Origin of the sequence: Candidatus Desulfofervidus auxilii, assembly GCA_030262725.1 — a bacterium.
GTDB lineage: Bacteria > Desulfobacterota > Desulfofervidia > Desulfofervidales > Desulfofervidaceae > JAJSZS01.
This window is the reverse complement of the sequence record JAJSZS010000001.1, coordinates 11,483-25,555: the sequence shown is the minus strand read 5'-3', so window position 1 is coordinate 25,555 and position 14,073 is coordinate 11,483. Positions and strand designations below refer to the sequence as shown.

Below are 14,073 nucleotides of genomic sequence, written 5' to 3'. Positions count from 1 at the left end.
TTATTTTAAGGCTGTTACTAAGTCACCACTGTGAAATGGATATTTTGATTTTAGTATAATAGCAGTGGCTGTTTTTGGAGTAACATGGATAATAAGAACTTGGCCAAGAGGTAAAGGAGGAAAATTTTTCTTTTCACGAAAGATATCTAAAATTTGACCTGGCTTTAATCCCTGTTCTTCTCCCGCATCAATATAAACTACTTCAGGCCAACCAATTTCAGTAATTTTTGCTCTACTTGCTACAATATAAGCCTTAATATTTTTAGGCTTTTCATTGGAAATGGAAAATAGCTTAAAAGCTTCATAAGGTTTTAAATAATCTCCAACATAAATAACATCATAAGAACGAACAATTTGTGCTTTTACCATATCTTGATAAATATGAGTCAATTTAACCGTGCCAAGTATTTCATGAATATAACCAACATTTTTTCCAGTAACAGGATGCTTTATTACTGGTGAAATGCGAAATATAGTCCAAATAGTACCTAATTTTGGCTTAACATTTTCTTTAAATCTTATAAATACTTTATCTCCTTGACCTAAAATAACTTTGTCCTCACCCACTGCCTTTATAATTTCACCCATTGATTTTTCCTTATAAGGTAATAAATAACCTACTGCTTCTAAATAACGCCAATCAAAAGAAATTTCTTTTTTCTTTTGCCCTTCTATCTTTTTAGTTGCTTCAATAAGTGCTTCTGGTGTTTCTTTAAGACATAAAACATCACCTGGATAAATCCAATGAGGATTCGTTATTTGAGGATTAATTTGCCAGAGTTTTGGCCATAAAAATGGATCTTGATAATACTTCTCACATATATCCCACAGTGTATCTCCCCTCTTAACAACATAAAGCTCATCTGCTGATAAAGAGAAAACAAAACATCCTAAAAAAATAAAAAAAATAATAAACTTTCTCATAGCTTACCTCGCTTTTTTAGTTTTTAATAAAAATAATTGTCTTCCCTCCAATAAACTAAGAACAGGGCTAGCAATAAATATAGAAGAATATGTACCTGCTATAACACCGATTAAAAGAGCAAAAGCAAAATTATGAATTACACCACCACCAAAAAGATATAAAGCAAGTAAAGCCATTAAAGTGGTACCTGAAGTAAGAACTGTACGGCTAAGCGTTTCATTAATACTACGGTTGATTATTGAAGTAAACCTTTCCTTTGTTGCTTTTCGCATATTTTCACGAATACGATCAAAAACAACAATAGTATCATTTAAAGAATAACCAATAATGGTAAGAAATGCAGCTACAATTAAAAGGTCTATTTCTTTATTTAAAAGGGAAAATATACCTAATGTAATAAGAACATCATGAACAAGTGCCAAAATGGCACCTAAAGCAAAACGCAAATTAAGCAGAGCATAGAGGAAAAGCGTAGTAATAAAAGCAATAAGAACCAAAAATGAAAGAGGTGCTTTTAGAAGCAAAAATATATAAACAACACCAAATAAAGCTGCTGCCATAATAAGGCTTGTCCCCCATTTCATTTCAAATCGACCTGAAATATATATACCAATGATTAAAACAGCATAAAAAAGGGCTAAAAGTGCCTTTCTTCTTAAATCTTTCCCAACTTTTGGGCCTACCATTTCAACCCGTCTTATTTCAACACTATTTTTACCAAGTTTTTCTTCTAAAACTTCTTTAAGAGATTCAGAAATCCGTTTTAAGCTATCAATAGCTAAAGGCATACGAATAAGATATTCATTTTCTTCTATTTTACCAAAACGTTGTACTGTTACATCTTTAATTTTAAGTCCTTTTAATACCTCTCGAATCATATCTATCTTAACAGGTTTAAAAAATTTAATCTGAATCAACGTTCCTCCAGCAAAATCAATACCATATTTAGGGCCACCTCTTAGTATGAGAGAGATTAATCCAACAAATATAATAAAAAGTGAAAGACTTATAGCCCAGTTGCGCCAACGGAGGAAATCAATATTAATATCAGATTTAATTAATGTTAATCCCATATTTTTTATCCCTAAATACTCAATTTTCTCATATTAAACCGATAAATTAAATAATCAAAAATTACTTTGGACATAAAAACAGCTGTAAACATATTAGCCAAAATACCTAAACTTAAAGTAACAGCAAAACCTTTTACTGGACCTGTACCAAATTGAAAAAGAATTAAAGCTGTTAGTAAAGTAGTAGTATTAGCATCAAAAATAGTCCAAAAAGCTTTACGATATCCAGCCTCTATAGCTGAACGAATTGTACGTCCTAAACGCAATTCTTCTCGAATACGTTCAAAAATAAGCACATTAGCATCCACCGCCATCCCAATAGTTAAAGCAATACCTGCAATACCTGGTAAAGTAAGGGTTGCTTGAAACATAGCTAGACCTGCCAAAAGCAAAATAAGATTAACCATTAAAGCTATATCAGCAATAATACCAGAAAAACCATAATAAATTATCATAAAAATTATTACCAATGATCCAGCAATAATTGAAGCTTTTACACCTTTACGAATAGAATCTTGACCTAAAGAAGGCCCTACTGTGCGCTCTTCTAAAATTCTTATAGGGGCAGGTAGTGCTCCAGCTCTTAGAACTACTGCTAAATCTCTAGCCTCTTCTAAAGTAAATGCACCAGTAATCCTCGCTTCACCATGTGGAATTTTTTCCCTAATTACTGGAGCAGAATGCACTCTATTATCTAAAATGATTGCTAATCTTTTACCTACATTAGCTTCAGTTATTCTAGCAAAAATCCTCGCCCCTTGTTTATTAAACGTAATAGCAACATATGGCTCATTCAATTCTGGATCAATCAGAACACGTGCATCTGCAATATAATCTCCAGTAAGAAGGGTACGTTTTTTCACAAGGTAAGGAATTTTAATCTTTTTATGTGTTAGTGGGTCTTCTTTAATACCATAAAGAATTTCACAACCAGGTGGAATATTACCTTTTAAAGCCTCCTCTATACTAGCTTCTTCTGCCAATAACTTAAATTCAAGTCTAGCTGTACGACTAATGATATTTATTGCCCTTTGTGGGTCTTTTATCCCTGGCAACTGAACTAAAATCCTTTCCCTACCTTGAAGACGTATATCAGGCTCTGCTACACCAAATTGATCTATTCTATTTCTGATAGTCTCTAATACCTGAACAATAGCCATTCTTTTTATCTCACCTTCTCTCTCAGATTTTAAACTTAACTTCACTATCTCTAGTCTATCTTTTCTTTCGGCACCTTTACAAAGAAGGTCTGGTATTTTTTCTTCAATAATCTTTTTAAAATGTTCCACATCTTCTTTTCTTACAAGTATAACTTTAATATCCTTTAAGCCTTCTCTTTTTACTTCTAAATAGGGTAATTTTTCTTCTCTTAAATTTGTCTCTATCTCATCAGCCAAATTATCTACACTTGTTTTAACTGCCTCTTCTGCCTTTACTCCAAGTACTAAATGAATACCACCTTTTAGATCAAGACCTAATTGAATTTTATTTTGTGGTAAAAATTCCTTCCACCATGAAGGCAATTCACTTACAAAAGTAGGGATTAAATAAATTATTGCCAAAATCAAAACACATATTACTATTAAACCACGCCACTTAAGCCTCTTCATCTTAATTTTTATTCGCTTTCTGGCTTAAGCAATCCCATTACATAATTCTTAGTGATTTTTACCTTTACATTATCTGGTGGAAGCTCAAGTGTTACTACTGTATCTGTCACATTTATTACTCGGCCACGCAATCCACCAGCAGTCACTACCCAATCACCTTTTTTCAAATTCTGTAAAAGCTCTCTGTGTTTTTTAGCTTGTTTCTGTTGAGGACGAATGAGCAAAAAATAAAAAATGGCAAATATAATAAGAAGAGGTAAAAAGGCAGCCAAAATACTTCCCCCGTCTTGAGGACTACCCTGTTGGGGTGAAGCCATTGCCCAAGCCAAATTAAAAAATTCCATTAGTCATTTCCTCCTTATTTTGATTTCGTCTTTCATAAAATGTTTTTTTAAATTCCGCAAGACATCCTTTTAAAATTGCCTCTCTTATTTCTTTCATAAGATTAATAAAATAATAAATATTATGATAACTATTTAAACGATATGCTAATATTTCTTTATTTAAAAAAAGATGTCTAAGATAAGCCCGACTATAATGTCTACAGACATAACAATTGCAATTTTCATCAATAGGACGTTCATCTTTAGCATAACAGGCATGTCGAATAACAAGACGACCAAAAGAAGTAAAAAGTGTACCAGTGCGAGCATGGCGAGTAGGCACTACACAGTCAAACATATCTACTCCTCTCCACACACTTTCAACTATATCCTCAGGCAATCCAATCCCCATAGCATAACGAGGCTGATTGAATGGCAAAACCTCATCCATTGTTTCTATTACTTCCCACATCCTTTCCTTTGGTTCTCCTACACTTAATCCACCTATAGCATAACCATCAAAGCCCATCTCTATTAATCTTTCTGCCCCTTCACGACGAAGATCTAAAAAAACCCCACCCTGTACAATACCAAAAAGAGCCTGTTCCTTATGATGAGCTATTTTACAACGTTTTGCCCAACGTAAAGTAAGCTCCAAAGATTTTTTTGCATAATCATAATCTATTGGATAAGGCATACATTCATCAAAACATGTAATAATATCTGCTCCAAATGTTTCCTGAATAGCTATTACTTTTTCTGGTGTAAGAAAATGTAAAGAGCCATCTATATGAGAGCGGAAAAATACACCTTCTTCTGTGATTTTTCTTTTAGCTGCAAGACTATAAATTTGGAAACCACCACTATCAGTTAAAATTGGTCTATCCCAGTGCATAAATTGATGCAGTCCATTAAATTGTGCAATCAATTCTATACCAGGACGAAGATAAAGATGATAAGTATTACCTAAAATAATTTCCACTCCGATTTCTTTTAAATCTTCTGGAGTAAGCGCTTTAACACTAGCGAGTGTACCAACAGGCATAAAAACAGGTGTATGAATAATACCATGAGGTGTTTCTAAAATACCTGCTCTTGCCTGTCCATCTCTTGCTTCAACATAAAATGTTAAAGAATTACCTTTAAATGATAAACATGGCATCACCATAACTATAAAATCGATATTGCCTTTTAATTGCTTCATGATAGGCTTTAAAAATTAAATCACGACCAGCAAATGCAGAAACAAGCATAATTAAAGTAGATTTTGGCAAATGAAAGTTTGTAATCATAGCTTTAACAATTTTAAATTTATATCCAGGATAGATAAACAAATCACAAATACCCTTTTCTGGCTTAATTTCACCATATTTTGTCATTTGATATTCTAAAAGTCTTGTGCTAGTTGTACCAACTGCAATAATCCTTTTTTTTAATTTTAAAGCATGATTTAAAGCATTGGCTGCCTCTTCTGAAATTTCATAAGTTTCTCCATGCATTTTATGCTTCCTTATATCATCTACTTTTACTGGCAAAAAAGTACCATAGCCTACATGAAGAGTAAGACGGACAATCTCTATTCCTTTAGCAGAAATAGCATTTAATAATTCTTTAGTAAAATGAAGACCTGCAGTAGGTGCTGCTACAGAACCATTTTTAGCAGCATAAACTGTTTGATAATTTTTTCTATCCTCTGGTCTATCTTCTCTTTTAATATAAGGAGGAAGAGGAATTCGACCAATCTTATTTAATATCTCATAAAATGGACAATCTGCAATAAAACGCAAGATTACCTTTCCTTTATCATAACTCAAAACTTCTGCCTTTAATCCATTTTCAAAATAAATGTATTGTCCAGGTTTAGGAGCACGAGATGCTTTTAAAAGTGCTTCAGTAGTAAAGACTTTATCTTTTACTTTTATAGGATCAAAAGAAAGTAATAATATTTCTACTTTACCACCTGTAATCTTCCTTCCAATAAGACGAGCAGGAATAACCCTTGTATCATTTATAACGAGCACATCATTTTTATTTAAAAAATCTATAATTTGGGAAAATTTTGTATGTATTATTTCACCAGTTTTTTTATTTAAAATTAAAAGCCTTGCTTTTTCTCTTCTTTCTGGAGGTTCTTGAGCGATTAATTCTTTTGGTAAAAAATAATCATAATCAGAAAGTCTATACATTTATCACTTCCTTAAGAGCTACTAACACCTTTTTTGCCTTTTTTAATATATCTTCATGCCTTAAAGGTATCTCCAATTCCCCTTTAGGATTAAAACGATAGCTAGGACGCTCAGAAAGAAATTTTACCATTTTTTCAGAAGAAATAGGAGTCTCTTTTTCAAACACAATTTTTAACCATCCATTTTTTGTATAAAGACGACTGATTCTAAATTGCCGACAGAAAAGCTTCAAGTGTAAAAGTTGAAAAAGATTTTCTACTACTTTAGGCAGTTGACCATATCTATCTATCATTTCTTTTTCTAATTCCTTTAATTCCTCTTCATCTTTTACTTGACTTAAACGGCGATAAAAAATAATGCGTTGATTTTCATCAGGCACATAAGACTCTGGAATATATGCCATAATAGGTAATTTTAACTCTGGTTCAATTTCCTCTTTTAAACTTTCTCCTTTTAAGGCTTTAACTGCTTTTTGTAAAAGTTCTAAATACATCTCATAACCTACAGCAGCAATATGGCCAGACTGAGCTGTGCCTAATATTTGCCCAGCTCCTCGTAGTTTTAAATCATAAAGAGCAAGCTTATAACCAGAAGAAAGCTCTGTATAAGTAAGGAGGGCTCTTAAACGCTTTTGTGCTTCTTTAGTAATAAGCTTTTTCCCTGGCACCAATAGATATGCATATGCTTGACGATGACTTCTACCTACCCGTCCTCTTAAATGGTAAAGTTGAGCTAATCCAAACAAATCAGCACGATTGATAATGATTGTATTAGCATTTGGAATATCTAATCCAGATTCAATAATATTTGTACACAAAAGTACATCTATTTCATGCTTAAGAAATTTAAGCATTTCATTTTCTAACTTTCTTTCTGACATCTGTCCATGAGCAATGCCAAGACGTATTTCTGGCAAAAGCTTTTTTAAAAATCTTGCCAAGCCAGGAATCCCTTTTACTCTTGGATGAACAAAAAACACCTGACCACCTCTTTCAACCTCTCTTTTTATGACATCCTTGATAAGAAGCGGATTAAATTTAGCTAAATAAGTCATTATCGGCCTTCTACCAGGAGGTGGTGTCTCAATAATACTTAAATCTCTTATACCAAGCAAAGAAAGATAAAGGGTTCTGGGAATAGGAGTAGCACTTAAACTAAGGACATCTACATTAGATTTTAATGTTTTTAAATGCTCTTTTTGTCTTACACCAAATCGATGTTCCTCATCTATAATTAAAAGACCTAAGTCTTTAAATATTACATCTTTTTGTAAAATGCGATGAGTCCCAATAATAATATCAATCTCTCCTTTTTTTAATCTTTGCAAAATATCTTTTTGTTCTTTAGAAGAACGAAAACGACTAAGACAAGCAATATTGACAGGAAAATCCTTTAAACGCTCTTTAAAGGTAAGATAGTGTTGTTCGGCTAAAATAGTTGTTGGTACCAATACTGCTACTTGTTTTCCATCAAGAACAGCTTTAAATGCTGCCCTTATAGCTACCTCTGTTTTTCCAAAGCCAACATCACCACATAATAATCTTTCCATAGGTCGAGGACACATCATATCTTCTAATATTTCATTAATACTTCTTTGTTGATCAGGGGTTTCAGGATAAGGGAAACTTTCAACAAATTGATAAAATAAGCTATCTGGAGGTGAAAAGGCATAACCAGGTTGGGCAAGACGTTTTGCATAGAGTTCAAGGAGTTCTTTTGCAACCTTTTCTACAGCCTTTTTAACCTGCTGTTTTGTTCTATTCCAAGTGCGTCCACCAAGTCTATCTAAGGGAGGTATTTTATCTTCTATCCCTCTATATTTATGTACAAGATGTAATCTATCTACAGGTAAATATAATTTATCTCCTCCCTGATATTCAATTACTAGAAAATCACCAGTAATACCTCCACTGGTAATGGTTTTTAATCCTATATATCGTCCAATACCATGTTCTACATGAACAAGCAAATCACCTTCTTTTAAATCTTCAAAACTGCTAACAGGCAAAAAATCCTCTTTATTTTTCTCTATAACAATCCTTTCCTTTGTCCTCCAATCATTTTCTCCCAAAAACACAACTTTTTCTTCGGGAAATTCAAAACCTTCTGACAAATTGCCACAATAAATATTTATTCCAGGTGCTGATTCAAGAGGTGATGTTTTTAAAGAAAAAGAAAAACCCCAACTTTCTATTAAGCTAGTTAACTGTTTTTTACTATACTTATCACTAGCAATAAGATTTATAGAATAACCTTCTTTTAGCCAATTTTCTAAATAAGAACGAAAATAAAGATATTTTTCTTTTGGCAAAATATGAGAAAAAGGCATTTTTGACTTAAATTCTACTGTAGGCAATTTTTTCAAAATAGGTAAAGAATAAATCAAAATCTGTTTTTTAAATTTAATTTCATTTTTTATTGTCTTAAAAGAAATTGCGGTTAATTCAAAAGGTAAATATGGTCTTTTTTCATGAGAAAGTTCTTCAAGATGAATTTTTAATTTTTTTTCAAACTCTTCTGCCCTTTTTTCAATATTTTCTGGTTCCAATAGACAAAAAATAGTCTCTTTAGGAAGATAATCAAATAGAGTATTAGTTTTTTCATAAAAAAGTGGGAAAAAATCTTCTATTCCAGGTTGATGTAATGGTGCTTCTAAAATAGGGATTTTAAAGCGTTTATAAGCTTTTTTAAAAGCATCTTCTTGATATGGAATAGGATTTGCTGGAATTAAAATAAATTCATTTAAATGATATTCAGAGCGTTGAGTAACAGGATTAAACAGACGTATGGATTCTAAAATATCACCAAAAAATTCTAATCTCAGTGGAAGAAAATAAAGCGGACAAAAAATATCAATAATATTACCCCTAACACTAAACTCACCTGGACTTTCCACAATAGATAAATGTTCATAACCCAATGTTTGTAAAAAATTAATAAATTTTTCCCTTTCTAATTCTTCTCCTTTTTCATAAATTTGTGTTCTTTCTTTAAATACATCAATAGGCATAAAAAAAGACATAAGCATTCTTGGAGTGGTAATTACTATGGGATTTTCTATATTAAGCAAACCAAAAAGGGCATTAAATTGTTTAGCAATAATTTCTGGTCTTGGACTTATTCCAGTATAAGGCAATAATAATTCTTCGGGCAAAAGAAACACTTTTTGTTCAAGCGGAGAAAAAATTTTAGAAGATAGAAAAAAATTTAAAGCTTCACTTAATTTTTGTGCCTTATCTATATCTGGAGAAATGATTAAAAAAGGTCTTTTAAAAACATTTTGTAATTTAGCTAAAATATAAGCCAATGCGCTGCCTTCTAAACCGCAAAGACAGATCTTAGAGTAATTTGAAAGATGTTTAATAAGTAAGTTTATCATATATTAAATATTATCATATTGGCAGGAAAAAGTTAGCTGTATTATCCTTGACAGCCTTTTGGCACTAAGGTAATTAGAAAAAAAGGAGGTAAAAAAATGAAGAAAATAATTTTAATGGTTTTATTTTTATTTGTATGGAGCAATGTTTTTAGTAATGATGTTAAAATAGTTATGATTATTGCTGAAAATAATTTTAGAGATGAAGAACTTTTTGTTACAAAAGAAGTTTTAGAAGAAAAAGGAGCAAAAGTTATTGTAGCCTCTACTTCTCTTACACCAGCAAAAGGGATGTTGGGAGGAGTTTATAAACCAGATATATTACTTAAGGATATTAAAATAGATGATTATGATGCAATTATCTTTGTTGGTGGTATAGGAGCAACACAATATTGGAATGATAAAACTGCACATAAGTTAATAAAAGAAGCTCTGGAAAAAGATAAAGTTATAGCAGCTATTTGTATTGCTCCAGTAACATTGGCAAATGCAGGTATATTAAAAGGTAAAAAGGCAACAGTTTGGTCTTCTGAAGCAAGAGCTTTAGAAAGGGCAGGAGCTATTTATACAGGCAAATCTGTTGAAAAAGATGGAAAAATCATTACTGCCAATGGCCCTCATGCAGCTAAAGCTTTTGGTGAAACTATTGCTGCAACTCTAGGCTTATAAAATTAAAATTCTTTGGAGATAATCATGCCTAATGTAGTAGTTATTGGATTACAATGGGGAGATGAAGGTAAAGGGAAAATAATTGATCTTTTAACAGAAAAGGCTGATATAATTGTTCGATTTCAAGGAGGGAATAATGCTGGTCATACTATTGTTGTAAAAGGAGAACAATATATTGTTCACCTTATCCCTTCTGGCATTTTACACCCTGATAAAATATGTTGTATTGGTAATGGTGTAGTAATTGATCCAGGTGTTTTGCTTGAAGAAATAGAAGAATTAAAAAAAAGAGGAATTGAAATTACACCTGAACGTTTATTAATTAGTGAAAAAGCACATATTATTATGCCTTATCATAAGGCTATTGATCTTGCTAGAGAAGCAAAAAAAGGGGGGAAAAAGATTGGCACAACAGGACGTGGCATTGGCCCTTGTTATGAAGATAAAGCTGCCCGTACTGGCATAAGAATGATTGACCTTATGGATGAAGAAGTATTTTTGGAAAAATTAAAAATAAAAATTGAAGAAAAAAATTTTTATCTTACTCATTATTTAAATGCTAAAGAAGTTAATTTTGAAGAAGTTGCTAAAACTTATCTCAATTATGCGGAAAAATTACGTGCTTTTGTAAAAAATGTTGCTCATTTTTTATGGAAGGCAAATGATGAGGGTAAAAATATTTTATTTGAAGGGGCACAGGGAACGCATTTAGATATAGACCATGGCACTTATCCTTATGTAACTTCTTCTAATACTGTAGCTAGTAGTGTTTGTGCTGGAGCAGGTTTTCCAATCACTGCTATTGATACAATTATAGGTGTCTGTAAAGCTTATACTACAAGAGTAGGAGGTGGCCCATTTCCTACAGAATTAAAAGACTCTTTGGGAGATTATTTAAGGAAAAAAGGTAATGAATATGGCGCTACTACAGGCAGACCACGCCGTTGTGGTTGGTTAGATTTAGTGGTGGTAAAGGAATCAATTCGATTAAGTGGAGTAAAAAAACTTGCTTTAACTAAACTGGATGTCCTTACAGGACTTGATGAAATTAAAGTATGTATTGGATATGAATATAATGGGGAAATTATAGATTATATTCCTGCTTCTTTAAAGACTATTTCTCAATGTAAACCAATTTATCGTGTATTTTCTGGTTGGCAAGAAAGCCTTAAAGGAAAAACATTTGAAAATCTACCAAAAGCTACTCAAAAATATCTTAATTTTATTTCTGAATTTTTAGGTATCTCTATAAGTATTATTTCTACTGGTGCAGAAAGAGAAAAAGCAATCTTTACACAAGAGATTTTTGAAAATTGATATGATAAGAACATACTTATTTTTTTGTTTATTTTGTCTTATAAGTGTTAATGCATGGGCTAATACTGAGGCAAAATTTTCTGAATTATTAAAGGATATACATCAGCAGATTGAAAAATGGGATAAAAAATTAGAAGAGATGGAAAATGACCCATCACTTCCTTTAGTGAAAAAAAGTGTTATTAAAACATTACGTAATTTATTAGAAAATATAAATAAATTGCTTGAAAAATGGCTACCAAAAGAGCCAAAAGTAAAAAAGACCTATTTTAAGCAATTAGTTCCAAAATATGTTTTACTTTCTCTTTTCCTAAACCAGTCTTTAATTGGATAAGACAACCCATACAATTAGTAACAACAATATCAGCTTTTGTTTTTTTAATAAAATTTATTCTTTTTTCAAGCATTTTCTTAGATAATTCAGGAAAATTAATAGAAAAACTACCTCCTTGTCCACAACACATACCATTTGGGCTAGATTCAACAAAAATACCTATTTTTTTAAGCAATTCCCTTGGTTCTTCCCAAATATTATGGTGATAATAAAGATGGCAGGGATCATGCCAAGTTAATTTTTGATTAAGAAAAATAAAAGGAATTTTATTATTGAACAAAAATCTATTAAGCTCCATTACTTTCTTTGATAAGCCTGTTTCCTGATAAAGAGAGAAAGTAGTTAAATGATGATAGCAAGAAGCACAAGGAGTAAGAATAAAATCTATTTTTTTATTTTTAAAAGCATCAATATTTTTTTGAGCCAATGTAAAAGCTATTTCTCTATCTCCTAAATTATAAGCCATAAGCCCACAACAAACTTGTTCATTTGGAATAAATATTTCATAGTTTAAATATTTTAATAATTTTAAAAGCTTATAACCTAAATGAGGATAAATAAAATTAGTTATACATCCAACAAAAATACCTACTGTTTTTTTACCTGAAGATTTAATATTTTGTGGTAAAAATGGTTTTTGAGCAAAAGAAAAAGGTAAGGGTGAAAATTGTTTAAACATAGCTAATAAACGCCAAAGAATACCTCTTGATGCCAAAATATTGCTTATTAACCAAGCACGATAAAATTGAATTTTTTGATGAGACCAAAGTTTTTCTCGCAATTGATGAATAATTTCTTTAATAGGAAGATTTAAAACACATCTTTCTTCGCATTGTCCACATGAAATACAGGCACTAATTGTTTCTATAAATAAAGGAGAAGGATGAAGAATACCTTCTTGATAAAGTTCTATAAGATTTAATTTTCCTCTAGGAGAAAGTCTTTCATGTCCACTTATTTTATAAATTGGGCAGACAGAAAGACATCTTCCACACTTAACACAATTCTTAAGCACCCACCACTGCACCCAGTTTAAATATAGGAAGATAGAGAGCCACTACTAAACCACCAATAATTCCACCAAGAAAAACAATCATCATTGGTTCTAACATGGAAGTTAATGCTTCAACAGCAGCATCTACTTCTTCTTCGTAAAAATCTGCTACTTTTGAAAGCATTTTCTCTAATTCTCCTGTCTCTTCTCCTACAGCTACCATTTGTACTACTAATGGAGGAAAAATCCTCATCTCGCCCATAGAACTTGCTAATGTTTGACCACGACTTACTTCTAATTTTACTTTTTGTAAATCAATTTCTATAACTTTATTACCAGATGTTTTAGCTACAATATCCAAACTCTGCAAAATAGGAACACCACTCTGTAACATTGTTGATAGTGTGCGAGAAAAACGGGCAATAGCTGTTTTTTGTAATAAAGTTCCTATCAAAGGTATGGTAAGAAGAAGTTTATCAAAAATTTTTTTCCCACTTTCTGTCCTTTGCCAAAGGCGAACTCCAATAATAACTCCAAAAATTATCATAAAAAGTTGAAGAAAATACTTTCTAAACCACATACTTAAATTAATAACAAACTGTGTAGGTGCAGGTAAACTTGTGCCAAAATCAGCAAATATTTTTTGAAAAGAAGGGATTACATAAACAAGAATAACAGCCACAACTGCTATTGCTACCATTAATGTAATAATTGGATAAACCATAGCTCCTTTTACTTTTCTTTTAAGAGCTAAAGCCTTTTCTTTATAAATTGTTAATCTTTCCAAAGCTTGATCTAAAGCACCACCAGTTTCACCTGCTGCCACCATATTAACAAAAAGTTCATCAAATATATGAGGGTATTTCTTAAAAGCATCAGCTAGTGTAGAACCACCTTCTACTTCTGTTTTAACCTCTTGAAGCACTTTTTTAAAAAGTTTATTTTTTTGCTGAATAGAAAGCACATCCAATGCTCTAACTACTGGCACACCAGAATTTAACATTGTTCCTAGTTGTCGAGTAAATATAACTAGATCCTTTTCTTTGACTTTACCTTTTAAAAAAGGAAGATAATCTTCAAGTTTTTTAGTTTTAGGTACAACTTTTATTGGTGTAATACCTTGATGCCTTAATCTATGACGAACAACACTAACATTAGAGGCTTCAAATTCTCCTCTGATTGTCTTCCCTTCAGCAGTTTTACCTTCCCATACAAAAACAGGCATAGCTTACTCCTTTTTGCATCTTATCATGTTCACTATTTTAT

Annotated in this window: 12 protein-coding genes; 3 read left to right on the top strand and 9 right to left on the bottom strand. The window is 31.7% G+C overall.

Annotated elements, in window-relative coordinates:
• The 7 genes from LWW95_00130 to mfd are packed head-to-tail and all read right to left on the bottom strand — an operon-like array spanning position 1 to position 9,496.
• Positions 1–924, bottom strand: coding sequence for a LysM peptidoglycan-binding domain-containing protein (locus tag LWW95_00130; GenBank protein MDL1955449.1), 924 nt, complete (start codon positions 922–924; stop codon positions 1–3).
• Positions 925–927: 3 nt separating this feature from the next.
• Positions 928–1,998 carry a protein translocase subunit SecF gene (gene secF / locus LWW95_00125; protein MDL1955448.1) on the bottom strand — a complete coding sequence of 357 codons (1,071 nt, stop codon included), beginning with the start codon at positions 1,996–1,998 and terminating at the stop codon, positions 928–930.
• Between the two features lie 11 nt (positions 1,999–2,009).
• A complete protein-coding gene (secD, locus tag LWW95_00120) occupies positions 2,010–3,608 on the bottom strand; it encodes a protein translocase subunit SecD (protein ID MDL1955447.1) in 1,599 nt (532 codons plus the stop codon).
• An 8-nt stretch (positions 3,609–3,616) separates the two neighbouring features.
• The gene (gene yajC / locus LWW95_00115) at positions 3,617–3,952 is read right to left on the bottom strand and encodes a preprotein translocase subunit YajC (protein ID MDL1955446.1); all 336 of its coding nucleotides are present in this window, start codon (positions 3,950–3,952) and stop codon (positions 3,617–3,619) included.
• A complete protein-coding gene (gene tgt, locus LWW95_00110) occupies positions 3,939–5,093 on the bottom strand; it encodes a tRNA guanosine(34) transglycosylase Tgt (GenBank protein ID MDL1955445.1) in 1,155 nt (384 codons plus the stop codon). The genes yajC and tgt overlap by 14 nt, the downstream gene beginning before the upstream one ends.
• Entirely contained in the window at positions 5,074–6,117 is a 1,044-nt protein-coding gene (gene queA / locus LWW95_00105) for a tRNA preQ1(34) S-adenosylmethionine ribosyltransferase-isomerase QueA (GenBank protein ID MDL1955444.1), read from the bottom strand. Before queA ends, tgt begins: the two co-directional genes overlap by 20 nt.
• The gene (gene mfd / locus LWW95_00100; protein MDL1955443.1) at positions 6,110–9,496 is read right to left on the bottom strand and encodes a transcription-repair coupling factor; all 3,387 of its coding nucleotides are present in this window, start codon (positions 9,494–9,496) and stop codon (positions 6,110–6,112) included. Before mfd ends, queA begins: the two co-directional genes overlap by 8 nt.
• 96 nt (positions 9,497–9,592) lie before the next feature.
• Between mfd and LWW95_00095 the strand changes: the two genes are divergently transcribed.
• From LWW95_00095 to LWW95_00085, 3 genes are read left to right on the top strand one after another with little or no spacing between them, the layout of a single operon-like run.
• Entirely contained in the window at positions 9,593–10,162 is a 570-nt protein-coding gene (locus LWW95_00095; GenBank protein ID MDL1955442.1) for a DJ-1/PfpI family protein, read from the top strand.
• A gap of 24 nt (positions 10,163–10,186) precedes the next feature.
• The gene (locus LWW95_00090) at positions 10,187–11,479 is read left to right on the top strand and encodes an adenylosuccinate synthase (GenBank protein ID MDL1955441.1); all 1,293 of its coding nucleotides are present in this window, start codon (positions 10,187–10,189) and stop codon (positions 11,477–11,479) included.
• 1 nt (position 11,480) lies between these two features.
• Positions 11,481–11,813: a hypothetical protein gene (locus LWW95_00085; protein ID MDL1955440.1), complete on the top strand. Its 333-nt coding sequence runs from the start codon at positions 11,481–11,483 to the stop codon at positions 11,811–11,813.
• Here the strand turns inward: LWW95_00085 and LWW95_00080 are convergent.
• Both LWW95_00080 and LWW95_00075 read right to left on the bottom strand, forming a co-directional pair.
• On the bottom strand, positions 11,749–12,828 hold the full coding sequence (locus tag LWW95_00080) for a (Fe-S)-binding protein (protein MDL1955439.1): 1,080 nt from the start codon (positions 12,826–12,828) through the stop codon (positions 11,749–11,751). The two genes, LWW95_00085 and LWW95_00080, sit on opposite strands and share 65 nt — an antisense overlap.
• Entirely contained in the window at positions 12,821–14,032 is a 1,212-nt protein-coding gene (locus LWW95_00075; protein ID MDL1955438.1) for a type II secretion system F family protein, read from the bottom strand. Before LWW95_00075 ends, LWW95_00080 begins: the two co-directional genes overlap by 8 nt.
• Between the last annotated feature and the right edge of the window lie 41 nt (positions 14,033–14,073).